22 protein-coding genes are annotated in these 26489 nt (G+C 33.1%); 15 read left to right on the top strand and 7 right to left on the bottom strand.

Annotated features, from left to right (window positions below):
* Nucleotides 1-83 precede the first annotated feature (83 nt).
* Entirely contained in the window at nt 84-1943 is a 1860-nt protein-coding gene (locus JJQ60_RS06300) for a DNA topoisomerase IV subunit B (protein ID WP_201917803.1), read from the bottom strand.
* Between the two features lie 207 nt (nt 1944-2150).
* Here JJQ60_RS06300 and JJQ60_RS06305 point away from each other — a divergent pair, with 207 nt between their 5' ends.
* The 4 genes from JJQ60_RS06305 (at nt 2151) to JJQ60_RS06320 (ending at nt 5642) form a co-directional block, all read left to right on the top strand.
* Nucleotides 2151-3029, top strand: a complete 879-nt coding sequence (locus JJQ60_RS06305) for a hypothetical protein (protein ID WP_236669052.1) — start codon at nt 2151-2153, stop codon at nt 3027-3029.
* A 169-nt stretch (nt 3030-3198) separates the two neighbouring features.
* Nucleotides 3199-4062, top strand: coding sequence for a hypothetical protein (locus tag JJQ60_RS06310; protein WP_201917805.1), 864 nt, complete (start codon nt 3199-3201; stop codon nt 4060-4062).
* A gap of 112 nt (nt 4063-4174) precedes the next feature.
* Nucleotides 4175-5185: an NADPH-dependent aldehyde reductase Ahr gene (gene ahr / locus JJQ60_RS06315; protein WP_201917807.1), complete on the top strand. Its 1011-nt coding sequence runs from the start codon at nt 4175-4177 to the stop codon at nt 5183-5185.
* A 46-nt stretch (nt 5186-5231) separates the two neighbouring features.
* Nucleotides 5232-5642, top strand: coding sequence for a Dabb family protein (locus JJQ60_RS06320; RefSeq protein WP_201917809.1), 411 nt, complete (start codon nt 5232-5234; stop codon nt 5640-5642).
* 31 nt (nt 5643-5673) lie between these two features.
* On the opposite strand, the gene JJQ60_RS06325 is transcribed toward JJQ60_RS06320, so the two are convergent.
* On the bottom strand, nt 5674-7551 hold the full coding sequence (locus JJQ60_RS06325; RefSeq protein ID WP_201917811.1) for a M61 family metallopeptidase: 1878 nt from the start codon (nt 7549-7551) through the stop codon (nt 5674-5676).
* 195 nt (nt 7552-7746) lie between these two features.
* On the opposite strand from JJQ60_RS06325, the gene JJQ60_RS06330 reads away from it, so the two are divergent.
* Entirely contained in the window at nt 7747-8520 is a 774-nt protein-coding gene (locus JJQ60_RS06330; protein WP_236669053.1) for an alpha/beta fold hydrolase, read from the top strand.
* Between the two features lie 11 nt (nt 8521-8531).
* On the opposite strand, the gene JJQ60_RS06335 is transcribed toward JJQ60_RS06330, so the two are convergent.
* The gene (locus JJQ60_RS06335) at nt 8532-10715 is read right to left on the bottom strand and encodes a tetratricopeptide repeat-containing hybrid sensor histidine kinase/response regulator (protein WP_201917813.1); all 2184 of its coding nucleotides are present in this window, start codon (nt 10713-10715) and stop codon (nt 8532-8534) included.
* A gap of 226 nt (nt 10716-10941) precedes the next feature.
* Nucleotides 10942-12036, bottom strand: coding sequence for a redox-regulated ATPase YchF (gene ychF, locus JJQ60_RS06340; protein WP_201917815.1), 1095 nt, complete (start codon nt 12034-12036; stop codon nt 10942-10944).
* A gap of 221 nt (nt 12037-12257) precedes the next feature.
* On the opposite strand from ychF, the gene JJQ60_RS06345 reads away from it, so the two are divergent.
* From JJQ60_RS06345 to JJQ60_RS06360, 4 genes are all read left to right on the top strand, one after another.
* A complete protein-coding gene (locus tag JJQ60_RS06345; RefSeq protein WP_201917817.1) occupies nt 12258-12776 on the top strand; it encodes a hypothetical protein in 519 nt (172 codons plus the stop codon).
* A 161-nt stretch (nt 12777-12937) separates the two neighbouring features.
* Nucleotides 12938-15823, top strand: coding sequence for a TonB-dependent receptor (locus JJQ60_RS06350; RefSeq protein ID WP_201917819.1), 2886 nt, complete (start codon nt 12938-12940; stop codon nt 15821-15823).
* A gap of 161 nt (nt 15824-15984) precedes the next feature.
* Entirely contained in the window at nt 15985-17223 is a 1239-nt protein-coding gene (locus tag JJQ60_RS06355) for a mechanosensitive ion channel family protein (RefSeq protein ID WP_201917821.1), read from the top strand.
* 24 nt (nt 17224-17247) lie between these two features.
* Nucleotides 17248-17529, top strand: coding sequence for a DUF3817 domain-containing protein (locus tag JJQ60_RS06360; protein ID WP_201917823.1), 282 nt, complete (start codon nt 17248-17250; stop codon nt 17527-17529).
* A gap of 93 nt (nt 17530-17622) precedes the next feature.
* On the opposite strand, the gene JJQ60_RS06365 is transcribed toward JJQ60_RS06360, so the two are convergent.
* Nucleotides 17623-19668 carry an HD family phosphohydrolase gene (locus JJQ60_RS06365; protein ID WP_201917825.1) on the bottom strand — a complete coding sequence of 682 codons (2046 nt, stop codon included), beginning with the start codon at nt 19666-19668 and terminating at the stop codon, nt 17623-17625.
* A 143-nt stretch (nt 19669-19811) separates the two neighbouring features.
* On the opposite strand from JJQ60_RS06365, the gene JJQ60_RS06370 reads away from it, so the two are divergent.
* The 6 genes from JJQ60_RS06370 to JJQ60_RS06395 all read left to right on the top strand — a co-directional run bounded on the left by JJQ60_RS06370 (nt 19812) and on the right by JJQ60_RS06395 (nt 24540).
* Complete coding sequence (locus tag JJQ60_RS06370) at nt 19812-20990, top strand: acetyl-CoA C-acyltransferase (RefSeq protein WP_201917827.1); 1179 nt, start codon at nt 19812-19814, stop codon at nt 20988-20990.
* A 172-nt stretch (nt 20991-21162) separates the two neighbouring features.
* Nucleotides 21163-21912 carry a C40 family peptidase gene (locus tag JJQ60_RS06375; protein ID WP_201917829.1) on the top strand — a complete coding sequence of 250 codons (750 nt, stop codon included), beginning with the start codon at nt 21163-21165 and terminating at the stop codon, nt 21910-21912.
* A gap of 15 nt (nt 21913-21927) precedes the next feature.
* Entirely contained in the window at nt 21928-22455 is a 528-nt protein-coding gene (locus JJQ60_RS06380) for a GNAT family N-acetyltransferase (protein ID WP_201917831.1), read from the top strand.
* Between the two features lie 80 nt (nt 22456-22535).
* Nucleotides 22536-23117, top strand: coding sequence for a TetR/AcrR family transcriptional regulator (locus tag JJQ60_RS06385; protein ID WP_201917833.1), 582 nt, complete (start codon nt 22536-22538; stop codon nt 23115-23117).
* A gap of 50 nt (nt 23118-23167) precedes the next feature.
* On the top strand, nt 23168-23764 hold the full coding sequence (locus JJQ60_RS06390; protein ID WP_201917835.1) for an FMN-dependent NADH-azoreductase: 597 nt from the start codon (nt 23168-23170) through the stop codon (nt 23762-23764).
* Between the two features lie 26 nt (nt 23765-23790).
* Nucleotides 23791-24540 carry an SDR family NAD(P)-dependent oxidoreductase gene (locus JJQ60_RS06395; RefSeq protein WP_201917837.1) on the top strand — a complete coding sequence of 250 codons (750 nt, stop codon included), beginning with the start codon at nt 23791-23793 and terminating at the stop codon, nt 24538-24540.
* Between the two features lie 81 nt (nt 24541-24621).
* On the opposite strand, the gene JJQ60_RS06400 is transcribed toward JJQ60_RS06395, so the two are convergent.
* Nucleotides 24622-25611, bottom strand: a complete 990-nt coding sequence (locus JJQ60_RS06400) for a type I glyceraldehyde-3-phosphate dehydrogenase (protein WP_201917839.1) — start codon at nt 25609-25611, stop codon at nt 24622-24624.
* A gap of 113 nt (nt 25612-25724) precedes the next feature.
* Nucleotides 25725-26405, bottom strand: coding sequence for a DUF2461 domain-containing protein (locus JJQ60_RS06405; RefSeq protein ID WP_201917841.1), 681 nt, complete (start codon nt 26403-26405; stop codon nt 25725-25727).
* Nucleotides 26406-26489 lie beyond the last annotated feature (84 nt).

The following is a 26489-nucleotide window of genomic DNA, read 5'->3' on the forward strand; positions in this document are numbered from 1 at the left end:
TGGGGCTATTTTAAAAGTTACAGAGTATCAAGATTAGCTTAATTTAAATTAATTCTTAACTCGTAATTCATAAATCGTATTCCTTATATTTCTTCCTCTACGGTATCCAATTCTACTTTTAGATTATCAATAATAAATTCTTGTCGTTGTGGTGTGTTTTTTCCCATGTAGAACGACAATAGTTCTTCAATAGACTTTTCTTTATCGAGCATTACCGGATCCAATCGTATATCCTCTCCAATAAAATGTACAAACTCGTCTGGTGAAATTTCTCCTAATCCTTTAAATCGTGTTATCTCAGGTTTACCAGATAATTTAGCTATAGCATCTCTTCTTTCTTGTTCAGAATAGCAATAAATGGTTTCTTTTTTGTTTCTCACCCTAAATAATGGGGTTTGCAAAATATACAAATGACCTTCTTTAATGACTTCTGGAAAAAATTGCAAAAAGAATGTAATTAATAACAATCTAATGTGCATTCCGTCGACATCGGCATCGGTTGCTATTACGATATTATTATATCTTAAATCTTCTAATGATTCTTCGATATTTAAAGCTGCTTGTAAGAGATTGAATTCTTCATTTTCATATACAATCTTTTTACTCATATTATAGCTATTCAGCGGTTTTCCGCGTAAGCTAAATACGGCTTGTGTATTTACGTCACGAGATTTGGTAATTGATCCACTTGCAGAGTCACCCTCTGTAATAAACAATGTGCTTTCTAAATTACGGTCTTTTTTACTGTCGGTAAGATGGACACGGCAATCTCTAAGCTTTTTATTATGTAAATTTGCTTTTTTAGCTCGTTCTTTAGCAAGTTTACGAATTCCAGATAGATCCTTTCGCTCACGTTCGGCTTGTAATATTTTACGTTGTAAGTTTTCTGCTGTATCTTGGTTTTTGTGTAAAAAATTATCAAGATATTTCTTTACAAAGTCATTAATATACGTCCTTACCGTGGGTAGACCGCCTCCCATATCGGTTGATCCCAATTTTGTTTTGGTCTGACTCTCAAAAACTGGCTCCATGACCTTGATACTAATCGCAGACACTATAGATTTACGAATATCACTAGCTTCATAGTTTTTACCATAAAACTCTCTAATCGTTTTTACTAATGCTTCTCGAAACGCTGCTTGATGGGTACCTCCTTGAGTGGTATGCTGTCCATTTACAAAAGAATGGTATTCTTCACTGTATTGTGTTTTACTATGTGTTATAGCTACTTCTATATCATCACCTTTTAAGTGAATAATATCGTACAACCTATCTTCTTGATTGATATTATCAGAAAGTAAATCTTTCAATCCATTTTCTGAAAAATACTTCTCTCCATTAAAAATTATGGTCAACCCTGGGTTTAGATATACATAATTTTTAAGCATTTTGGCTACATACTCAGTCCGGTATTTGTAATGCTTAAAAATTGAATCATCGGGTACAAAGGTAACTTTAGTACCTCGTCTACGAGAGGTCTCTTCTAAACTATCCTTGTTAGTAAGGTTTCCTTTTTCGAACTCTGCCGAGGCTGATTTACCGTCTCTAGTAGACTCTACTCTAAAATAAGTTGACAATGCATTTACCGCTTTAGTACCAACTCCATTTAAACCTACAGATTTTTTGAAGGCACGAGAATCATATTTACCTCCGGTATTCATTTTTGAAACCACATCTACTACCTTACCTAGTGGAATCCCACGTCCGTAGTCTCTTACGATAACTTTATCTCCTTGTATAGATATTTCTATCGTTTTGCCAGCACCCATAACATACTCATCAATTGAGTTGTCGAGTACTTCCTTCAATAATATATAGATCCCGTCATCTGCAGATGATCCATCGCCTAACTTACCAATATACATTCCCGGCCGCATACGGATATGCTCTTTCCAGTCGAGGGATCGTATATTATCTTCGGTATATTTGGTTTCCTTGCTCATAAAATTTTGGGTAGAATGCCTGCTAATATAAGGTTTCACTTACAAAATTAAAACAGCCCCTCTACAAAGTAATTAACAAATCTATAACGGATTTTGTTGATTATTTGGTATGCAAGGTTTTACGCATTATTTGATCTAAAACCATCTGCAAATGGAAATATCTGTATTTTTACATTGTATAGAGTAATTAGCTTTAATTAAATATGAATGAAGAAAAGGCTTTTTACCTATTTTCAAAAACTAGATAAGTTCAAAAGAATTAGAGAAAAAAACCAAAACCCATTGTTAAAAATTATACTGAAAATAACGTCAAAAATTCTCTTGTTTATTTTTCTGGCTATAATTTCTCAAATCGGTGGAATTATTTATTTAATAAGTCTTATTATAACTAAAAGATGGAGATGGAATTCTACATTTAAACCTTTTATCATTTTTATTGGGCTGTACCTGTTTTCAACATTCCTAATTATTCCATTCATCGCCCCTATTTTTGGACGAGAGCAAGTAAAACACACCGATCTGATAGGACCAACAAATTATATGACCGTTTTATTGAATAGAAATTATGTTAGCCCACAACTAAATGAACTTCTATTACAAACAGAAAAAGAATTGAATGGATCTGGTATTAAAATACATTATTTAGATGCCAATTTTCCGTTTATAAATAAATTTCCTCTTCTTCCACACCTCAGTCATAATGATGGAAAGAAAATCGACATTAGTTTGATTTATGAAACAAAAAGTGGAGAACTAACGTATAAACAAAAATCAATAAGTGGTTATGGTGTGTTTGAAGCCCCTAAATCAAATGAATATAATCAAATCGATACATGCCTAAACAATGGTTATTTTCAATATGATTATCCAAAGTACTTGACTTTTGGCAGGATAAACACAGAATTAATTTTCTCTAAAAAAGGAACCAAAACATTAATAAAAAGCATCTTAAAGAATAAAAAATTAGAAAAGTTATTTATAGAACCGCATCTCAAGAAAAGAATGAAATTAGTGAACCCTAAAATACGCTATCATGGTTGCAGAGCAGTTCGACACGATGATCATATACATATCCAGGTAAGATAAAAATACACGATTGGTATAATTTAGAGTATTACATTAATAGCTCCTATCCTACTATTGATATAGAAGTGTAAGACCGAATACTATTTCCTGATATGCAATCAAAAAGAGTTATATTCGATTTTATTCCTATATTCGGAATCATATTAAAGCCCTAAAATTTTACCAAATAATGAGAAATTTGTTCTTAAGTCTTTTAGCTACTCTTATCTTATTTTCTTGTAGCGACGATGATGAAACTACTACTGTATCCCCTAAGTTAATCGTAAAACTTGTTGTTGATAGCGACCAAGTTCGTTTGGGGAATAATGGCTCTCCTGCAGAAATTCCGGCGGGTAATGCTGCTCAAAATCCAATTTTTAATTCAATTTCTGCTCATTATCTGGAGTTTGCACAAAATTCAAATACGTTGTTAGGAAATGGTGCAGTACTATATCAAGCAGCAGAGACTACTGCTGGCGGGGAAAATGCTATAGATTTTGAAAAATCAAATGTAGTTGCCCCTGGTGATATTTTTATAGAAATTCCGTTAAAAAATATCACTCCTGGTTCGTATGAGTGGGTTCGCCTTTCGCTTTCGTATCAAAATTATGATGTTGAGTTTTATTTCAATGACATTCCTTTTACGGGAACGGTTGCCAGTTTTGTTGGATTCAATAATTATATCACTCAATATACCGTGAAAAACGAACAGGTAACGGTAAATGAAAATAAACCTCAAGGATATTGGGGGTTTGAAACCGTAACTGGTGTACTAACAGGACAAGCTCCGGAAGGTGCTACAACGGTTCCAAATCCATTATTTGCTACTTCTCCAATACCTCAAGGCTCTTGTGTCGTGACAGGGAACTTTGACTCTAACTTAGTGATTACTGGTCAAGAAACAAATGATATTATGGTAACACTATCGTTATCTATCAACAAAAGTTTTGAATGGATAGATGCAAACGGAAATGGCAAATGGGATGTAGAGCCAAACGCGGGAGAGAATATTGTTGATATGGGATTAAGAGGTTTAGTACCCTCGTACCAATAAAAATTTTTCTGAAATAAAGTACCATTTCCCACTACGTCTTATGGGTAAACATATAGATGCTCTATACCTTATTTTTTTTGTAATTTCATGGTAGTAAAGAAACAAGAGAATTATGAGAACAATACACGCCTATGCAGCAAAAGAACCTGGAGCCCAATTTGAGCCATTTCAATATCAATTACCCGATCTAGGTGAAGAACAAGTAGATATAAAAGTTCATTACTGCGGAATATGTCATTCTGATTTAAGCATGCTCAATAACGACTGGGGCAATGCTCAATACCCACTTGTTCCTGGTCATGAGATTGTAGGTGAAGTCATAGCAATTGGAACAAGTGTGAAAAACATGAAAATTGGTGATCTCGTCGGACTCGGCTGGTTTTCTGAGTCATGTATGCATTGTGATCAATGTATGGGAGGAAGTCATAACTTATGCGCCACAAAAGAAGAAACTATTGTTGGGCGTCATGGTGGTTTTGCGGACTATGTTCGAAGTCATTGGTCATGGGCCACCCCTCTTCCTTCAGGAATTGACATGAGTAAAGCCGGCCCTTTACTCTGTGGAGGAATTACGGTTTTCAATCCAATTTTATCTTCTGGCGTAAAACCCACCGATAAAGTTGGTGTGATTGGTATTGGCGGATTAGGGCATATGGCTGTAAAATTTTTAAACAAATGGGGCTGCGAAGTAACAGCTTTTAGCTCCAACCCAACAAAAAAAGAAGAAATCTTAAAAATGGGGGCGCATCGTGTTGTAAACTCTCGAGATCTTTCTGAAATGCAAGAAATCAATGGTACATTAGGTTTCATACTCAATACAACTAATGTTACTTTAGATTGGCCAGGATATCTAAAGATATTAGCCCCAAAAGGTAGGCTACATAATGTTGGAGCTGTATTAGAACCTATGGAGATTCCAGCTTTTAGTTTAATTGGTGGAGATAAATCCTTGTCAGGAAGCCCACTAGGCAGCCCGGCTTTGACTCGTAAAATGCTTGAATTTTGTATCCGTCATGAAATTTATCCTATTACTGAAGAATTTCCCCTGGAAAAAGTAAATGACGCATTCACTCATTTAAAAAATGGAAAAGCGCGATATAGAATTGTTTTGAAAATTACATAGTTACATTTTAGTATCTTTAAGTTGAATTTATCGAAATAAAACACATATGAAATTTATAATATCAACCTTGCTTTTTTTTATTGGTTTTGCTTCAATTGCACAAACAACAGCCAATAAAGAAGTACTTAATTCGAGAACGATAAAGGGAGATTTTGTGCACACTGTTCTCTTTTGGCTTAATAACCCCGACAATTTAATGGATAGAAAGACTTTTGAAGATGGCGTTTCTACATTATTTAAAGAATGTCAATTTATAACTTCTAGTCATATCGGAATCCCTGCCGATACAGCAACAAGACCAATAGTTGATGATTCTTATACGTATTGTGTAGTATTAACTTTTAAATCTAAAGAAGCACATGATAACTATCAAGTAGATCCTATTCACAAAAAGTTTGTCGAAGAAAATAAAAATCTTTGGAACAAAATAGTAGTATATGATTCTGTAAGCTTTTAGTTTCATACAGAATCATATACTCAATAAATTCTTATCCTTTTAACCAAGCCGTTCTTAAGTCTAATTGACTCTTAGAAGAATCATCTTTTGAAGTAAGTTTTTTTCCTTTAGTATATGATTTAACAACTTTGGTTTTGATCACTACCTCTTCTCCTGCTCTATCTAATTTAACTTCAATATCATCACCTTCTTGCCACTGAAAAGTGGCGCCGAGCACCTGATTAGCATTTTGCACATTAAGTTTAGTTCCATTTATCTCTACAATATTATCATTTGGTAATACTCCATTTTCTTTCCAGAAACTATTTTCTAAAACCAAATCAGTAAAAAAGATGGTACCTTTATCTTGATCTCCAGCTACAATCAATTCTCCGGCATTTTGGATATAATTTGTTTGTATTTTTTCAGATTTAGTTACAATACCAACCTTATTAAAAAACTCATCATAATTGATAGGCGTTTTTCCAACTACATGAGTTTGGATAAATTTTCCAACAGTTGGATATGTCATTTTAGTAATCTCTTCTATAATTTTATCATCTTCAAAGGGTTTATTCTTACCATATTTCAATGATAATTCTTTCATTAGAGATAAAATACCACGATTTCCATTACTTTCTTCACGCATCAGAATATCTATACACATACCTATTAAAGCACCTTTTTCATATACATTAACGTAATTTGAAGCATAAGGTTCATCTAATATATTTTCACTCATTGTTGTAAAACTCATAGTGTCATCATATCCACCTGCATTTAGAATTTTACTCATTATTTTTTGATAGAACTCGTCTTCTTCAATTAACCCTTGATTTACTTGAAAAAGTGTTGCAAAATATTCTGTTACACCCTCATACATCCATAAATGTTTAGAAAAAGTTGGAGTATTGTAATCAAAATAATGTACATCTTCAGAATGTACACTAAGTGGTGTTACGATATGAAAAAATTCATGCGACACCACATCAATCATTGCTGACGCCAATCGATCTTCAGGGATTTGTTCGGGTAATACTACAACAGTAGATGTGTGATGCTCTAATGCTCCAAATCCGGATGGAGAATCTTCAGTTCCCGAAGCCAAATACAAATAAATATCATACCTGGGAGTGCTATTAATATCTCCCATATATGCTTTTTGACCCTTCATCATTTTAAATACAGTTTCCTTTATCTTGGCTGCTGTATGCACTTTGTTTGGAGAGTAAACACTTAAAACTATTTTGATATCACCAACCTGAAACTCTTCCACATCGAGATTACCATACATCATAGGATTATCTGTAATTTCGAAATATCTTGAAGCAAAATATTTATCTGTTGTAACAGATCCATCCTTACTAGTCTCAGAACCGGTATTCTGTAATGCCGAGGTTCTTTTCATAGTTGTTGGGGCCTTAACATTTAGGGCATACTGGTTATTTTTAAGCACATCAAAATATCCTATAAAACCATGTAAATTTAGTACATAGTTTTCGGGCTCTATATTTGTACCAGAAGGAGAAAATGGTGTCTCACCGTCCTTGTTTTCAATGTCATAGGTATCATTGACTTTATATCTTATTTTATCTAACTGTTTGGCATTTGCAATTAACCATGTATTAGTGTCCAGTTTTTCGATATTCATCTCATTACCTGCATAATCGAAAGCTTTAAAATCATCAACAAACTTTCCAAAATCACTCACTGCATATGTTCCTTGAACAACTCTTGGAAGATAATATTTAACTGTATCTTGAGTAAAACGTCCTGGATCAATAGTTACCGGAACTTTGTCATCGGTTGTTTGAGTTAAATCTATGGCAGTTACAATAGGTGAATTGGTTGCTATGTCTTTTGATGCGTTTGGTGTACCACAACTGATTAATAACAATCCAACAGAGATTTTGATTAATGTGTTTTTCATTTATTTATTTTATTATAATCCATTTAAGGAGCGCTGTTTAGTATAGACTTTAATGTATTTCTAACTAATTTGATTGATCCATACTCTTGTAAGACTAAAAAAAAGTATTAGTATTACAGCTTTAATGATGCAAAATATACAATTGCATTGACTTTAGCTTAATTTTAAGTTTTTTTATAACAAAAACATTATTTTTTGGATTTAATATTAGACAATCAGCAAATACACTTATCCATAGATTATAGTGTATTATCAAAAGAAAAAAAAACTATTATTTTTTTGCATGATTCTTTGGGTTGCATTGCACTATGGAGAAATTTTCCCGAAAGAATAGCACTAAAAACACAATGCAATACTCTTTCGTATGATCGTCTAGGGTATGGAAAATCTGCTCCTTTTACTACATCAAAAAGAGAGAATGATTATCTTACTAAAGAAGCCGAAATATTAGCAAAAATAATTGATCAATTGCAATTAACAGATGTTGTATTATTTGGACATAGTGATGGAGGTAGTATTGCTTTGTTAACTGCCGCATTATTTCCGAAAAAAATAACAGGTATTATTACTGAAGGGGCTCATGTTTTTGTAGAAAAAGAAACAATTTCTGGAATAAAAGAAGCCGTAATTGCGTATAAAAACACAAACTTAAAAGAGAAGTTATCTAAATATCATGGAGATAAAACCGATGATGTATTTAGAATGTGGACAGAAACTTGGCTTTCTGACTCCTATCAATCCTGGAATATAGAAAAATACTTACCAATGATTACATGTCCTTCATTAATTATTCAGGGAGAAAAAGATGAATTTGGCACCATCAAACAGGTAACTTCTATTGTTGAAAACACTTCTGGAAATTCTATCCCTTTAGTAATTCCAGGAATAGGTCATACACCTCATAAAGAAAGCTCAGAAGCAGTACTTCAAAATACCGTTTCATTTATCAATGATTTACCTAAAAAATAAATTAGCAGCAATTATTTCACCAGGTTTTTTAGAATTATATTTCTAAGATCATTTTTGTTTAGAGGCTTATTGATAATATCATTCATTCCTATAGCCATACATTCTTCTTGAACTTCGGTTAATTCTGAAGCGGTAAGTGCCACAATTGGTGTAGTTTTATCAAATTCGCGAATACGTTTCGTTGCTTCTGTACCATTAAGATATGGCATATTAAGATCCATCAATATTAGATCAAAGCTTTCCTTTTTCACCATTTGCAAGGCATTAAATCCATTTTCAACGATTGTGCATTCATATCCGATTAAATCCAAAAGGTTTTTGGTCACAATTTGATTTATTTTGTTGTCTTCTGCTACTAATATTTTCCTGTAAACATTTGTTTCATCTTGACCATTGAGCTTTATTTTTGTGTCCTCTTTTTCATCAATGATTTCTAATTTAAGATCAAAATAGAATTTAGTTCCTCGTCCTTCCTTACTGTCTAGATAGATCTTACTATCCATCATTTCGAGAAGATTTTTTACAATCGACAACCCTAATCCCGTACCTTCTAACTTATTAAACTCTCTACCAATCTGGGAAAACTTTTCAAACACGAATTCTTTTTTATCTTCTGGAATTCCTAAACCATTATCTTCGACTTCAAACCTAACTTGTATTTCATCATCTTCTATTGAATTTATTTTAATTCTAAGATGTATTTTTCCATTTTCAGTAAACTTAGAAGAGTTACCTATAAGATTAATTAATACTTCAGATAGTTTTAATGAGTCAACAAGTAATATTTCTGGGAGCTCCTTTTGCACCTCTAAAACCAGTTCATTATTCTTGTTTTTTGCCTGATAATCAAAAGAATGTAATAAATTTTGTGAAAGCTGTAAAAGATTAGTCGGGGTTTTTGTCAACTTTTCATTATCGGATTCTATTTTACTTATTTTTAGCACCTTATTTATTAAGTCTAAAAGATAATCTCCTGAAAATTTTAATGAATTAAGTAACTTTTTATGCTTTGTAGTAATATCACTATCTTCCATTAGCAACGTTGTAATACCAACTACACCATATAAAGGCGTTCTCAGTTCATGACTTACTGTAGAAATAAACTGAGATTTTACGCTTGTAAGTTTTTCTGCTTCTGTTTTTGCCTCCAGTAATTCTTCATTTTTTTCTTTAAGTACTTTGTTGAGTTTTTTCTTTGATCTATACCCTCTATAAAAGAAAAATATCACCACAAGTAATAATATCAAACCAATGGATGTAAAAGTAATTGCAATATTGTTTCTTGCAATCTTTGCCAAGTATTGTTTTTCTTTCTGAATAGATTCTAATTCTCTCTGGTATTCATCAATACTAAAATTTACTTTAGCAATTTCTACTTGTTTCAGCTTCTCTTCATCAAAAAATTTATCTTTATAAAACAGGAACTTTTTTATGCTAAACAAGGCAGAATCTGTCTCGCCAATCTCTTCAAAAAGATCTGATTTTGCTTTATAAGTATCTGTAAGAATTGTAAGTGCTTGTTTTTCTTCGGTAGCTTTAATTACTTCATTAAATAATGCGTTAGCTTTTACAAAATTGCCTTTTCCTGCATAGTACCTGCCTAGTAAATATTTAACATCATTGCTTGCATATAAACCTCCCCAATCATCTGCCAAGTCCATAGCTTCTATAAGGTAAGGAAAAGCCGTGTCAAATTTATTATGATCTATATACGCCCATGCCAAATTTAAAACTGGACCAAATTGTTCTTTTTTTATTTTAGCTCTTTTAGCCAGGTCCAGGGCTTTATTATAGTATGAAACACTATTCGTGATATCTTTGTCTAGTTCAATATGCACATTACCTAAGCCATTAAGACTTCTTATAATGAATACTGAGTCTTTATTTTCTTTTGCAAATTTTAATGCTTCCTGATAGTGATTTTTTGCATTTTTAAAATCTTCAATCACTTCAAAATTACTAGCAATAATGTAGTGGGCTCTATACTTAAAATTAATATTATCTAGTTCATGAGCATAATCAACCACCTTAATTGCAGAATCTAGCGATTCTTTAATTTTATAATCATAGTATAACTCAATACTTTTCTTGATCAATACATCAACACTATCATTGGTTATCTGTGTTGGTTGACCATTTTTAGAAGTATTCAATCCTATGAATACAATACTATATAATAATATAATTATCCTCAAGCTTCCGAATAAAGTTTTTGAAACGATATCTTTTATAGATATTTTACCCCCCTCTAAGTAAGTAAGCACTTACTATAAGATTGTTAATTTACTAAAAATATTATTAAAAAAGGTATTTATAATTGTATTGATATCTTATTTGCTATATAATCTTTGTTATTTAAAAGACACAAAAAAACCTTCTTGTTTGATAACAAGAAGGTTTTTAATATTAGATAAATGTTATTTATACATTAAATAGGAAATGCATTACATCTCCATCATTCACTACATAAGACTTTCCTTCAACACCTAATTTTCCAGCTTCTCTAGCTTTGGCTTCGCTACCATATTTTACAAAATCATCATATTTGATAACTTCTGCCCTTATAAACCCTTTCTCAAAATCGGTATGAATTACTCCTGCCGCTTGAGGTGCAGTAGCACCTATAGTTACAGTCCATGCTCTCACTTCTTTAACTCCTGCAGTAAAATATGTTTGCTGATTTAAGAGTTTATATGCTGACCGAATTAAAACAGATGCACCTGGTTCTTCTAATCCCATATCTTGCAAGAATAGTTGTCTTTCTTCATAATCATCAAGTTCTGTAATATCTGCTTCAGTTCCAACTGCAAGTACAATTACTTCAGCTTTTTCAGAAGCAACAGTTTCTTTCACTTTATCTACATATTCATTTCCGTTAACAGCAGCCCCTTCATCAACATTGCAAACATAAAGCACCGGCTTGTCTGTAATAAATTGTAATGGTTTTACATAGGCATCACGATCATCTTCAGAAATATCTATAGCTCTAATGGACGTACCTGCTTCTAAACCATCTTTGAGTTGTAATAAGATAGCCTCTTCTTTCTGAGCTTCTTTATTGCCAGTCTTAGCAGCCCGTTTTACTTTATCCAGTTTTTTCTCAACGCTTTCCAGGTCTTTTAATTGTAATTCTATATCTATAGTCTCTTTATCTCTGATAGGATCTATAGAACCATCAACGTGAACAATATTATCGTTATCAAAACATCTCAGAACATGTATAATAGCATCTGTTTCGCGAATATTACCTAAAAACTGGTTTCCTAGCCCTTCTCCTTTACTGGCGCCTTTTACTAATCCAGCAATATCAACTATTTCCACAGTAGCCGGAATTACACGCTCAGGTTCTACTAACTCTTCCAGTTTTTCTAACCTGGGATCTGGCACATTAACCACTCCTATATTGGGTTCAATAGTACAAAAAGGAAAGTTTGCACTTTGCGCTTTTGCATTAGATAAACAATTAAACAATGTTGATTTTCCAACATTAGGCAATCCAACAATTCCTGCTTTCATAATAAAAATATAAAATCTGTGTTATTTAAAATTGAAATCAATTTTAAGAGTGCAAAGATAATGGTAATAATACGAAGTATACAAGTGCATGATCACAAGAATATATATTTTAAAATATCATGCTAATTATCATTTTTAATGTACCCGAAAAGACTGTAACGACAAGGTTTTTATGAGATTTTTACATTTTTTTGTAATTTTAACCAACAACAAATAAGCAAATGAGAACTTTAAAAATTCTAACTACAACAGTATTTATGAGTTGTGCAGCTATAGTTTCTGCGCAATCAGATGAATCTAAACCAAAAGAAAATTCGTCAAAAGAAACCATAACTAAAATCACCCGGATAAAAGGCCCAAATGGTGAAGAAAAAATCATCAAAAAACAGGAGGTCGTTACTAAAAAAAGCAAAATAAAGCTAAATCCAGGTGATGAAGACAAGACGAACCAAACAGCCATCTATGAAGATGAGGAAGTAAAAGTACAACAATCTCATTCGTCTTCCGACATAGGGACTTATAGTAAGATCTCTGATGGTAAAGGATATCGCATGACTTTTATAGATAAATCGGGAAACAAAGTTTCTAAAGTAAGAAAACTAAGTAGCGGTTACTATAATGTTAATATGGGCGAAAAAGATAATTGTTTAGGATATTTTGATAAAGATCAGAATTTTATCTTAGAAAAATATGATGCCAATTCTGATAAAATAATCACCACGATTTATAAATCCAATTAATTACTATTCATCACAGTTTAGAAGATAAATACAAGTAAAAAGTCGGGAAATATTCTCGGCTTTTTTTGTTAATTAAATTAAAAAAAATTAAAAGAGGTTGTTAAAACAGCGTGCTTTTAGATATATTTAAGGCAGCAATCATCTTAAATATACACAATTTTATGAAAAAAATCACGCTTATTTTATTCGTATTAACAACTAGTTTTTGCTTCTCGCAACAAACAGTTACGGGTCTTGTATCCGACTCTGATGGGTCACCGCTACCTGGTGTAAACATCATTATCAAAGGAACCAATGAAGGAACCACTACCGACTTTGATGGTAAATACAGCATCGAAGCAACTTCAGAAAACACGCTGGTTTATAGTTATGTTGGTTTTAATTCTAAAGAGGTCCTGGTGCAAGGGCAAACAACAATTAATGTAACTCTATCCAGTGGAGCTCAACTGGAAGAAATTATATTAGTAGGATCCAGAGCATTACCAAGAAGTAATACTACATCCTCTCTTCCTGTTGATGTTTTACCCGCTAAAGAGTTGGCCTCTACGGGTCAAATTACTTTTGATAAAGCACTACAGTATAAAATTCCATCGTTTAACACAGTGCAAACACCTGTAAATGATGCAACATCGTTATTAGATCCCTATGAAATTAGAAACATGGGACCAAGTAGAACATTAGTTCTAATCAATGGTAAACGTAAAAACTTGAGTTCTTTATTATATACGCAAACTTCTCCTGGTCGTGGTGAAACAGGATCTGATATCTCTGCAATACCAACAGATGCAATCAAAAGAGTAGAGATCTTAAGAGATGGTGCTTCTGCACAATACGGATCTGATGCTATCGCAGGTGTAATGAATATTATTCTTAAAGACAATCCAAGTGAAGGTTCTGTAACACTTAGAACAGGAATTACTTCTGAAGGTGATGGAGAAACTATTGGTATTAGTCTTAATAATGGTGCTACAATTGGAGAAAATAAAGGATTCTTTAATTATACTGTTGATTTTTCTAAAGTAAACCTTGCAAATCGTCCTGGAGATGTTGATGCAGAAGGGGAGTTTGCCGATTTTGGAGGAACAAGAGTTGGGGAAAGGCTGCAAGATATTCAAGGTTTTTTAGCCAGACGTCCCGATGCAGGAAATATTAATGGTGCTCCGGAAACGGCTGCAGCAAAGTTTTTGGTAAATGGTGGATATGACATCAATGAGAATACTGAAATTTATATGAATGGTGCCTATGTATATAAGAAAGTAAATAGTTTTGCTAATTATAGAACACCGTATTGGAGAGATATTCAAGATTTTCAATATTTAGGTAATTTCTTCCCAGGTTCTAACCCATTAACCACCGGTGTTACGTTTACAGATAACAATGGAAACACATTTAATGGTAATGGATATGATGGATATGTACCAACTTTTGAAGGAGATTTAAATGATTACAATGCAACAATAGGATTTAAAACTCAAAAGAATGGATGGAAATATGATCTTAGTTATACCACAGGAGGTAACTCTCAAGACTATACTGTAAATGACTCACACAACCGTAATTCTGTTTTTGCACCAAGTTTTGATGACGTAAACGGAAATGGTGTTCCAGATGTAGGAGAAGAATTTGTACCTGTAGAACTGTATAGAGAAAACAGTCCGGTTTCTTTTGACCCCGGAGGAACAAAATTTAGACACAGTGTTGGTAATATTGATGTTGCTAAATTAATTAGCGATCAAGTTAGTATTGGTTTTGGAGCTGAGTTTAGAACCGAAGTTTTTGAAATTATAGAGGGAGATCTCGCTTCTTATGATGGGGGTGGTGCCGATTCTTTTGCAGGAAACCGACCAGAAAACTCAGGAAAGTTTAACCGATACAATTATGGTGGATATTTTGATATATCTGCAGATATTACTCCGGATTTCTTAGTAAATGGAACTATCCGTGTAGAAGATTATAGCGACTTTGGAGAAGCTTTTGTATGGAAACTAAGTTCAAGATATAAATTCTTACAAGACAAACTTACACTTAGAGCATCTGCTTCAACAGGGTTTAGAGCACCAACACTACATCAAATATATACACAGCGTGCTCAATTTTCTTTCGTTCCTGGTCAAGGGATCCAAGTTGGAGGATTAATCAACAATGTTTCTCCTCAAGCGAGATTATTAGATATTCCTCGTTTAGATGCTGAAGAATCTACTAATATAACCGTTGGTATTGGAGCAAAAATTAATCAAAACATCAACTTTACGGTAGATTACTATAACATTCAGGTTGATGATAGGATCGTTTTAAGTACAGAAATTGGAGCTTCTGCAACAGGAGGTACTCCGTTAGATCAAGTTTTACAAGATAATGACTTATCCGATGTAAGTTTCTTTGTTAATGCTATTGATACAAGAACTTCTGGTATCGATATTGTGGCAAACTATAAAAATATAGAAATTGGTACTGGAAAACTTGGTTTGAGCTTATCTGGTAACTATACAATCGAAAATGAAAGAGATGGAGATGTGAAGAATCCTGCACTTGTATCGCAAGCAGGTCAATCTGTTGTAAATGATACTCAAGAGGCATTATTCTTTACCTCTAGACCAGAATTTAAAGCAATACTAGGTGCTAATTACGATATTGGTAAGTTTAGTTTTTCGCTAAACAACACTTTATTCGGTCCTACTAAGTTTAGAAATCAAGGATTACAAGATCTAGAGGGCCTTGTTGGTGGTAATGCTGCGGATAGTGATGGTGGATCAGACCTAGGTGTTGAGTTTATGACCAAGGTAGTTACAGATTTGGGAATAAACTTTAATGCTACAGATAATATCACCATAGCTGCTAATATCAATAATATTTTTAATGTGTTACCAGAATGGGAGTTTAAAGCACTTACTCCAACCGGAGAAGCTGTACTTAATAATGCTGCTGCCGAGAAAACGGCATTTAACTTAATAACATTTAACGGTAGGTATTCTCAAATGTCATATGATGGTTATCATTTTAGCCAATTAGGAACTCTATTTAACTTATCATTAAACTATAAGTTTTAATAGTATATTAGAGTTATATCTCTTAATCAAAAATGCTATGTTTATTGCAATAAACATAGCATTTTTTTTGCACTAATTTAAAAGGTAAATAAATCTTTTGTTTTATTTGCTTAATCTAAGGCTAGAGTGCTAATTTTGTCAAAAAATATAGTCAAATACAGATGAAAGAATTAACCCGATATTTTTATAAACTATTTGTATCTAAAGGATTCTCAGAACATGTTGCAGAGTATTTAAACCTTTTGATAGGAATTAGCCTATTAATGGTTTCATTATGGATTATACATTTCATTACCAAAAAGGTAATCCTGGCTATATTTAAAAAGTATGCTTCAAAATCAAAAAACACTTTTGATGATTATCTGGTTAAGAATAAAACTTTTGATTATTTAGCCCACATTATTCCTCTTTCGTTGACCATCTGGATCGTACCAATGTTGTTTAAAGCATTTCCAACTGCCGAAAAATATTTAGAAGTGTTATTCGATATTATGGTTATCGTATTGGTGATTTGGATTGTAAGAAGTATTCTAAGAACATTAAGAGATTTCTTAAAATCTTTAAATTCATTTAAAGATAAGCCTATAGATAGTTATATCCAGGTATTTATGATATTTGTGTGGTCTATTGGAGTTATTTTAATCTTTTCATTATTAACAGGAAAATCAATATGGACATTCTTTACGGCATTGGGAGCCATGTCCGCAATTCTACTTTTGATTTTTAAAGATACTATTCTAGGTTTTGTTGCGAGTATACAAGTTTCTGTAAATGATACTGTAAGGATCGGTGATTGGATTACTATGGAAAAATATGGAGCCGATGGCGATGTCGTCGAAATTAATCTATCTTCTGTAAAGGTTCAGAATTTTGACAAAACCATTACAACCATACCCACGTATCATCTTACATCTGAATCTTTTAGAAACTGGAGAGGTATGATGGACTCTGGAGGAAGAAGAATTAAAAGATCATTATTAATAAAAACATCAAGCATTTCATTTCTATCACGAGAAGACATACAAAACCTTCAAAAAATAGAACTTATCCGTAGTTATTTACAAAAGATTGATAATGAAATAAACACCTATAATACAGAACATAAAATTGATAAAGATATCCTGATTAACGGAAGAAACTTAACGAATATGGGAGTTTTTAGGGTTTATGTCGCTTCATATCTCGAAAATCACCCTTATATCAATAAAGAAATGACGATTATGAGTCGTCAACTTGCCCCAACCGCTCAAGGAATACCATTAGAAATATATGCATTTAGCAATGATAAAGTATGGAAGAATTATGAAAAAATAATGGCAGATATTTTTGATCATTTGCTATCCGCAATTCCCTACTTTAATTTAGAAGTGTATGAATTAGATTATTCCATTAAAAAATAAATTGTTTGAATTAAAAAGAAGTTTATGATTACAAGTTTTAGATTAATTAGTTATTTAGAAGGCATTTCATACTTGCTTATTCTTTTTGTTACCATGCCCCTTAAATATATGTTCGAATCTCCTGAACCTAATAAGGTAATCGGTATGGCACATGGTTTCTTATTTCTGATTTATATTGTATTTGCTATTCTTGTAAAACCAGAAAAACAATGGAACACTAAAACTTTGGCCATTGTTCTATTATGTTCAATTATTCCGTTTGGTACTTTTTGGATGGATAGGAAATACCTGAGTGTAAATTCTTAAGTGATTTTTAATAGATCATAATTGTTACTGCACATTAGAAAACGCGTATGTATTTACTTAAATTCATAAACTACATTGTTCAATACTTTAAAACTATTCAGGATATTCTATTCTAAGGTGATAAATATTAGTTAATTTACGTTTAAACACTTTTTTAATTTGTTGTATTTCTTTAAAAGTAATATTTGAATTTAAAAACTGCCCATCTTCCATTTGCTTATTAACTATTTTTTCTACGAAAGAATCAATTAAACTACTCGTAGGGTTTTTTAAACTCTTAGAAGCTGCCTCTACACTATCACTCATCATTAATATAGCCGTTTCTTTCGAAAATGGTTTAGGACCGGGATACTGAAAGTCCTCTATATTTACATTTTCATTACTTTCTCTTTCTTTAGCATAAAAATAATATACAGTACTTGTTCCATGGTGAGTCCTAATAAAATCAATAACCCTATCGGGCAATTTATATTTCTTTGCTATCTCTACGCCTCGTATTACATGATTAACAATAATTCTGGCACTTTCTTTTGGGGATAATACATCATGCGCATTACCCGATGCGGATTGGTTTTCTGTAAAATACGTAGGGTTAACCATTTTACCAATATCGTGGTAGAGAGCTCCAACTCTAACAAGCATTGCGTTCGCTCCTATTTCATTTGCAGCAGCTTCGGCAATATTTGCCACATTAAGCGAATGATGGAATGTTCCGGGAGCCTTATTCGATAATTCTTTTAATAATACTGAATTTGTATCACTCAACTCTAATAAAGATACATCCGAAATTAATCCAAAAATCTTTTCATAGGCATAAATCAAAGGATGCACAATCAACGTAGCAAATCCACTTATTACAAACAATACTACTGTGGTCCAATCAATATTACTTATGCTTCCTTCATGTATTATATGAAAAGATATGTATGCCACAATATAAACCAATGTAATTTGCCCAACCGAGATAAATAAATTAGCACGTTTAAACGATTCAGAAGTAGTTAGTATCGTTACAATCCCTGCAATGATCTGTAAAAAAGTATATTCATAGCTATTAGGAACAACAAAACCTAATATCAAAACAGTAATTACATGAGTAAACAAACCTAACCTGGAATCAAAAAACGCCTTCAACACTAGAGGAAGAATACATAGTGGAACAACATAAATATAATTTGATCTATATTTTACAACCAATGTGGTGACCAACACCATAAAAAGGATATTAAAAAATATAAATGTTACTTGAGTATTGTTTTCATAAATATCGGCTCTGTACTTTCTTATAAAGAGCAAAAGCATCATAAGTGCCAAAGAGACTAAAAGACAATATCCAAGTACAATCCAGTAGAAATTTTTATCACTCCAAACCTGGGATTCGTATTCTGCTTTTAAAGAACTTAAAATCTGAAGCTTATCTCCTTCTACCACCTCGCCTTTGGCTATGATACGGCTTCCTCTCGACACCCCCCCTCTGGTTGTTAAAACCTTTGCCAACTCATTTTCTAAAGTACTTTCGGTTAGTTTATTGTTTAATCTTACATTAGGTTTTATCAAATCAAAAAATAAAGCAACAAAACCGCTTTTGAACTTGGTATATTCACTTTTATCTATTCTTGCATTAATAAGATTAGTTAAAGCATTAGGAGTCAAAATTTGGCCATAGGTAATAGCCTCTGCTTTATTTCCTTTACTTAAAAAAATCTGTCTTTTACTTCTATACGAATACGTTTCTTGTAAAACCCCGTATCTGTAAATATCATTTAATAAAATTCTACCAAAAAGTTTGGCTTGATCCCGCGATCCACTTTGATGCAAAACAGTCAAATAACTGGCAAAAGCTGCATCGTATGAATCTTTGGCAGTATTAGCCACAATGGTATCATATTCAAAATATGGAATAATATTATCCTGTATCCGTTTTTTCTCTGCCTCTATATCGTCTTCTGTCTTTGCTATAGCAAAATCAAACGGAGCATATAAGTTTTCATACTGCCATGGTTTTCCTTTAGTAAATTCATATTTAAATATCCCTCCCTTAGGAAATAAATAAACAATTAAGGTGGTAGTACATACAAAAAGAAAAATCCTGTAAATAAAGGACTGCCTTTTATATAATTTATTTAAAAATCTTTTCACAAGCAATATTCTATAAATTAATCAAAAGTACTAAAAAATACGTCAGTAAAATATTGAGAGCACTGTTTGCAAATTACTTATGTTTATCCTTTAAAAATCCTTAAATTCGCACAAAACAATACACACAATTTAAATTACATATAATGAGTAAAGAAGTAGTAATTGTATCTGCAGCGCGTACACCTATTGGTAGTTTTTTAGGAAGTTTATCAACTGTTCCTGCAACTCAATTAGGTGCCACTGCAATTAAAGGCGCATTAGATAAAATAAACCTGGATCCATCATTAGTTCAAGAAGTGTTTATGGGTAATGTAGTGCAAGCTGGTAATGGGCAGGCTCCTGCCAGACAAGCTGCATTAGCCGCTGGGATTAGTGATACTGTTCCGTGTACTACGGTAAATAAAGTTTGTGCTAGTGGTATGAAAGCCGTTATGCATGCTGCGCAAGCTATTGCCTTAGGTGATGCAGATATAATCGTTGCCGGAGGTATGGAAAGCATGAGTTTAATTCCTCATTATGTACGACTGAGAGCTGGACATAAATTTGGCCCTCAAACTCTGGAGGATGGTATGCAAAGAGATGGATTAGTCGATGTTTACGATGGACATGCTATGGGAGTTTGCGCTGATCAATGTGCAGATAAATACGAGTTTAGTAGAGAAGATCAAGACGCATTTGCTATTCAATCCTATGAAAGATCTGCAAAAGCATGGGCTGAAGGCAAATTTGATAATGAAGTTGTCCCTGTTGCTGTACCTCAACGCCGTGGTGAACCTATTATGGTCACTGAAGATGAAGAGTACAAAAACGTGAAGATAGAAAAAATTCCTGCATTACGTCCAGCATTTACCAAAGAAGGTACCGTAACAGCTGCAAACGCATCTACAATTAATGATGGAGCCGGTGCTGTTGTTGTGATGAGTGCAGAAAAAGCAGCAGAACTTGGCTTAAAACCATTAGTAAAAATAAGAAGTTATGCTGATGCCGCCCATGAACCTAAATGGTTTACAACTGCTCCTGCAAAAGCCTTACCAAAAGCAATAGAAAAAGCAGGTATTTCATTAGACGATGTTGATTTCTTTGAATTTAATGAAGCCTTCTCTGTTGTTGGATTGGCAAACTTGAAAATTCTAGGGCTTAACGATAAAAACACCAATGTTAATGGTGGTGCAGTTTCTTTAGGGCATCCTCTTGGATGTTCAGGAGTACGTATTTTGATTACTTTAATTAATGTGTTAGAACAAAATAATGCAAAAATAGGTGCAGCAGCTATTTGTAATGGTGGAGGGGGTGCCTCGGCTATGGTAATTGAACGTGCTTAATCTAAGTCAAATAGTATAGGTGAAGCTTTAGATAATATAAAACCATCGGTTACAACTTTTGTGACTAGAACGGGTTTTAAGAATAAAATCATCTAAAGCTTCATTATTTGCAATGCTATTCAAGAACACTTCTATTCACAAACTATAATTTACTAACAATTTAATCACTATAATGCAATACGGCATTTGTAATCTTAGTATCGTTCCATTACGTTTTGAACCTCGCGATCCAAGTGAAATGGTTACCCAAGTGCTGTATGGAGAGCATTTTAAAGTACTCGAAAAGCGTAAAAAATGGAGTAAAATTAGATTGGCTTTTGATCAATATGAAGGCTGGATAGATAATAAGCAATACATAGAAATTACCTTGGATGAGTATAAAAAATTTGACCAATTAGATCCATGCTTATCTGGAGATCTGGTCGAATTTATTGGTTGTGATGAAAATGAATTAATGCCTGTACCATTAGGAGTATCATTAGGAGCTTTAGATTTCTTACAACATACATATGAAGGGCATAAAATTGTCCAAAAACAACCAAAAGAACATTTAATAGAAACTGCGTTTATGTACCTAAACACTCCATATTTATGGGGAGGAAAAACAAATTTTGGTATAGATTGTAGCGGTTTTACCCAAATGGTGTATCGATTAAACGGATACAAACTTTTGCGAGATGCATCACAGCAGGCTACTCAGGGAGAACCACTCAGTTTTATTGAAGAAAGCGAACCTGGAGATCTTGCATTTTTTGATAACGAAGAAGGTGCCATAATCCATGTTGGTATTATGATGAAAGACAATTATATTATCCATGCGCATGGCAAAGTTCGTATAGATCGAATAGATCATACAGGGATTTATAATACAGAAAAACGAACCCATACCCATAACCTTAGAGTTATCAAGAGAATCATTTGATCTAATTGGTATAGCATGGCATATCAAGATATAAAAATAGTAGAAGTACAACCTAAAGACAGTCAAAAACTGTTGGAGATTGGCCGACAAACTTTTTATGATGCCTTTGGCCCTCCTGCAAATTCAGAAGCTAATATTCAAAGCTATCTTCAAGAAAAATTCACTTTGGAGCAAATAAATAAGGAGTTACAAAACCCTAATTCTCAGTTCTTTTTTGCCATGTTAGAAAGCGAAATTGTTGGATATATAAAACTAAACTCTCAAGGTGCGCAAACAGAACCCGTAGAGGGTAGTACTCTAGAAATAGAGCGTATTTATGTAGTTAAAAAACACCAGGGCAAAAAAATAGGGCAAGTACTCTTCAACCAATCTCTTCTTATTGGTAAAGAAAAAAATGTTGATTTTATTTGGCTAGGCGTTTGGGATCAAAATCCTGGGGCTATTCGATTCTATGAACGAAACGGATTTAAAATCTTTGATAAGCATCAATTTACGCTAGGTACAGAGATTCAAACCGATGTCATGATGAAGCGCTTATTATAAATTCTTCAAAAATTTTATGATTTTTATAACTTTAGTGATCCTTTTTTTTATTTAATTTTGAAACGTTCATTTCATTTAAAATGCCAAAAACAGAAACATTTAATAGAAATCAAGTTTTGCAAAAAGCTACTGAAGTATTCCATAAAAAAGGATATAATGGGACTTCTATGCAAGATTTAGTTGATGCCACTTCGTTAAATCGATCCAGTATTTATAACTCTTTTGGTAGTAAGTTGGGAATGTTCATGGAAGTACTTTCCTTTTATCAATCCAGCGGAAAAGATCAAATGGGAAAAGAATTAATGCATTCTCATAACTCCTCTGATACTATTAAAGCGATTTTTGAAATGTATCTTAATGATATTCTTAACGATAACGATAGAAAAGGATGTCTGATTGTGAATTGCAAATCCGAAATGGTAAATCAAGAACCAATTATTAAATCCTTTATGGAGCAAAATCAGGAACAAACTCTTGCAATGTTGGAAGATGTGGTTCATAACGGTCAGATGGAAAAGGTTTTCAATCAAAATCAAACGGCAAACGAATATGCACTTTACTTGTATTCCTCTATACAGGGATTGCGAATGACCGGAATTTTAAATAATAATGAAGAAGAACTAAGAAATATTATAAACACGGTGCTAAAAGCACTTCACTAATTTTTTTTAACTTAATTTGAAATGATCGTTTCAAATAAAACATAAAAACAATGAAAAAACTATTAAGAATAGATAGCAGTCCGAGAAAAAACAGTTCGATTAGTAGACAACTAGCCGATGTTTTGCAAGAAAAAATAGAAAACTTAGGAAACCATACTACGGTATCAAGAGATGTGTACTATGATGATTTAATAAAACTTGGAAATGAAGACAGTGTTACGGCCTACTTCACACCTGTAAATCAACAAACAGAAATCCAAAGAGAAGCCATAACAGCATCCAATACACTAGCAACCGAATTTGCGGATGCAGACACCTATTTATTTGCCGTACCCATGTACAATTTTGGAGTTACTGCTGGCTTAAAGGCTTATATAGATTTAATTGCACGAGCGGGCATCAGTTTCAAATACACTGAAAATGGCCCTGAAGGTTTACTAAAAGGAAAAAAGGCATATGTAATTATTACCACAGGTGGTACCAAACTAGGCACAGAAGTGGACTACGTTTCTGGATACATGACCACTTTTTTAAACTTTGTTGGTATCACCGACATCGAATTTATCAATTCAGATCAGGTCATGGTAAATGCAGAAAAAATCCTATCAGATGCTAAAGAAGAAATTAACGAATTAATAATTAAATAAATACAAAAACAATAATACTAAAAACAATGAAAAAGTTAGAAAACAAAGTAGCTGTTATTACAGGAGCAAATAGCGGAATAGGATTAGCAACAGCAAAACTTTACTTACAAGAAGGTGCAAAAGTCGTACTGTCAGGAAGACGTCAGGAAGCTTTAGATCAAGTTGCAAACGAGTTAGAAGGAGATTTTATTAGTGTAAAGGCTGATGTTGCTAACGCAGAAGATAATAAAAAATTAATTCAGGAAGCGGCAAACAAATACGGGAAGATTGACATTCTATTTCTTAATGCCGGTGTAGCGCCTCCGACTCCCACTCACGAGATTACTGAGGACCATTATGATACTGTCTTTAATATTAATGTAAAAGGACCTATCCTTGCCGTAAAAGAAGCTTTACCTCATATAAATGATGAAGGAACAATTTTGTTTACCAATTCAGTTGTTACCCAACGTGGTTTTGATGGTTTGGGTGTCTACTCCGCTACAAAAGGAGCATTGCGAGCGTATCAAAGAGTATTGACTGCAGAAGTTAAGCCCAGAAAAATAAGAGTAAACTCTATAGCCCCAGGACCAATTGCTACACCTATTTATGATAAAATGGGATTACCACAAGATGTGGTAGATGAAATGGGTAAAGGATTTGCACAACAAGTACCCCTTGGTCGTTTTGGTACACCAGAAGAAGTAGCAAAATCTGCTTTATTTCTTGCCTCGGATGATGCCTCTTACATTAATGGTGTAGAATTAGAGGTAGATGGCGGATTAAGTCAGATCTAATTTAGTATTGTAAATACTAATAATAAAAAAGGTGGATCAATTTAACAAGATCCACCTTTTTTATTATAAATCACGAATGATTTACAACTCCAATATCTGTCTGATCATTTGATTAGTAAATCCCCATTCGTTATCATACCATATCATTAGCTTTACGAGATCCCCGTCTACTACTCTGGTCATAGAAGCATCTACTATAGCTGCATAAGGACTCTGTTGAATATCTGACGATACTATAGGCTCATATGTAACATCTAACACTTTAAGATATCGGTCTGTTTTAGCTTCTTTCTGCAATATTTCATTAATTTCTTCTGCAGTTGTATTTCTTTCAGCTACAAAAGTAACATCACTTATGGATCCAACCGGAACAGGAGTTCTAACTGCTACTCCATCAAACTTTCCTTCATACTGCGGTAAAGCTTTTGTTGTTGCAATAGCGGCACCGGTAGATGTCGGAGTTAGGTTAACTGCTCCTGCTCTACCCATCCTTGGATTTTTTTTAGAAGGTGCATCTACTAATGTTTGAGAGGCTGTATAGGCATGAATCGTATTTAAAATTGCTTTTTTGATCCCTATTGTACGTCCTAAAATCTCCACAACTGGACTAATATTATTAGTAGTACAACTAGCACATGAAAAAATAGCAGTCTTTCCTTCACTTGTATTTACGCCATGTACAACAGTAGGGGTATCTTTGCTTTTGGTAGGACCTGATATCACTACATTGGTAGCTCCTGCATGTATATGCTTTTCTGCATCTTCCCTATTCGTAAAAAAACCTGTACTTTCAATTACAATATCTATATTATTTTCCTTCCAGGGTAATTGTTCAGGATCTCTTTGATTAAGATACAATATCTTTTGTCCACCAACCTGCAAATGCCCGTCACGGATATCAACATCTTTGTCATAAATTCCGTAAACACTATCGTATTTTAGTAAATATTTTGCATTGTCTATTGACATTAGATCATTTACGGCTACTACTTGTAAATCTGGTTCTTCCATGATTACTTTTAGTGCAGCACGTCCAATTCTTCCGAATCCATTTATTGCTATTCTCTTCATAGTTTAATTATCATTTTTGTTGGTAATAAATCTGCAAGAATATTTAAATAATATTCCAGTTATAAGGTCGTAAAAAAGAGGTCTTAATTACCTATAGATTCAAAATTAACGATTTAATCATCCAATAATGACACACCGTTTAAATCGGTCGTCAATACATCACTCATATAATCAAAATAAGGTCGTAACAACTCATAATGATAAACTACCTTATCCAGAAAATCAGAAGCCAAAACCTCTTTATCTGTAAAACTATGTTGAACAAAAAAAGATTTATTCTTAATCAAATCTATAGCTGGATGATCTTTGCTAAACCCCTTAGGTGCAGTTTTAACCTGATTTCCTGTATTGAATCCTCCAAACGCTTTCTTGAAATCAGTATCTGCCAGTATCTCTCTAATTTCCTGATCATCCATTTCAAATTCTTTTCTAATTCGTAACAAATCAGCCGGCTCTGGACTAAAAAAACCTCCAGCCATAAGAGAATTTCCTGGCTCTAATCTTAAGTAATACCCACCTCTGCGATGTGCTCCTGCCCTACTAAAACTCACACTTCGATGAACATTATACGGTGTTTTATCCTTGCTAAATCTTACATCACGATTAATTCTAAAAACTTTAGTTTTTTCGATCTCATCTTTTTCGTTTAATCGTTCTGCCACCGCAGCATAAAATACTTTCAACTCTTTTTCATTAGCTTGATATTGTTTCTTGTTTTCGGTCATCCAATCCCGATGATTATTCTTTTTTAAATCTTTTAAGAATTCAAATGCTGATTTTGGTATGGTACTCATAAAATTTACTTTAATTCTAAAAATACTAAAAACTCTCTTGTGATAAGAAGTTTAACTAAAATTTGTGCTATACCTTAGTTCTTG

This window comes from Aquimarina mytili (assembly GCF_016735115.1).
Lineage (GTDB): Bacteria > Bacteroidota > Bacteroidia > Flavobacteriales > Flavobacteriaceae > Aquimarina > Aquimarina mytili.

Bases quoted from the DNA above. Each gene is read 5' to 3' on its own strand.
- JJQ60_RS06300 (WP_201917803.1), bottom strand. From the start codon at position 1,943: ATGAGCAAGGAAACCAAATATACCGAAGATAATATACGATCCCTCGAC.
- JJQ60_RS06305 (WP_236669052.1), top strand. From the start codon at position 2,151: ATGAAGAAAAGGCTTTTTACCTATTTTCAAAAACTAGATAAGTTCAAA.
- JJQ60_RS06310 (WP_201917805.1), top strand. From the start codon at position 3,199: ATGAGAAATTTGTTCTTAAGTCTTTTAGCTACTCTTATCTTATTTTCT.
- ahr (WP_201917807.1), top strand. From the start codon at position 4,175: ATGAGAACAATACACGCCTATGCAGCAAAAGAACCTGGAGCCCAATTT.
- JJQ60_RS06320 (WP_201917809.1), top strand. From the start codon at position 5,232: ATGAAATTTATAATATCAACCTTGCTTTTTTTTATTGGTTTTGCTTCA.
- JJQ60_RS06325 (WP_201917811.1), bottom strand. From the start codon at position 7,551: ATGAAAAACACATTAATCAAAATCTCTGTTGGATTGTTATTAATCAGT.
- ychF (WP_201917815.1), bottom strand. From the start codon at position 12,036: ATGAAAGCAGGAATTGTTGGATTGCCTAATGTTGGAAAATCAACATTG.
- JJQ60_RS06345 (WP_201917817.1), top strand. From the start codon at position 12,258: ATGAGAACTTTAAAAATTCTAACTACAACAGTATTTATGAGTTGTGCA.
- JJQ60_RS06350 (WP_201917819.1), top strand. From the start codon at position 12,938: ATGAAAAAAATCACGCTTATTTTATTCGTATTAACAACTAGTTTTTGC.
- JJQ60_RS06355 (WP_201917821.1), top strand. From the start codon at position 15,985: ATGAAAGAATTAACCCGATATTTTTATAAACTATTTGTATCTAAAGGA.
- JJQ60_RS06360 (WP_201917823.1), top strand. From the start codon at position 17,248: ATGATTACAAGTTTTAGATTAATTAGTTATTTAGAAGGCATTTCATAC.
- JJQ60_RS06370 (WP_201917827.1), top strand. From the start codon at position 19,812: ATGAGTAAAGAAGTAGTAATTGTATCTGCAGCGCGTACACCTATTGGT.
- JJQ60_RS06375 (WP_201917829.1), top strand. From the start codon at position 21,163: ATGCAATACGGCATTTGTAATCTTAGTATCGTTCCATTACGTTTTGAA.
- JJQ60_RS06380 (WP_201917831.1), top strand. From the start codon at position 21,928: ATGGCATATCAAGATATAAAAATAGTAGAAGTACAACCTAAAGACAGT.
- JJQ60_RS06385 (WP_201917833.1), top strand. From the start codon at position 22,536: ATGCCAAAAACAGAAACATTTAATAGAAATCAAGTTTTGCAAAAAGCT.
- JJQ60_RS06390 (WP_201917835.1), top strand. From the start codon at position 23,168: ATGAAAAAACTATTAAGAATAGATAGCAGTCCGAGAAAAAACAGTTCG.
- JJQ60_RS06395 (WP_201917837.1), top strand. From the start codon at position 23,791: ATGAAAAAGTTAGAAAACAAAGTAGCTGTTATTACAGGAGCAAATAGC.
- JJQ60_RS06400 (WP_201917839.1), bottom strand. From the start codon at position 25,611: ATGAAGAGAATAGCAATAAATGGATTCGGAAGAATTGGACGTGCTGCA.
- JJQ60_RS06405 (WP_201917841.1), bottom strand. From the start codon at position 26,405: ATGAGTACCATACCAAAATCAGCATTTGAATTCTTAAAAGATTTAAAA.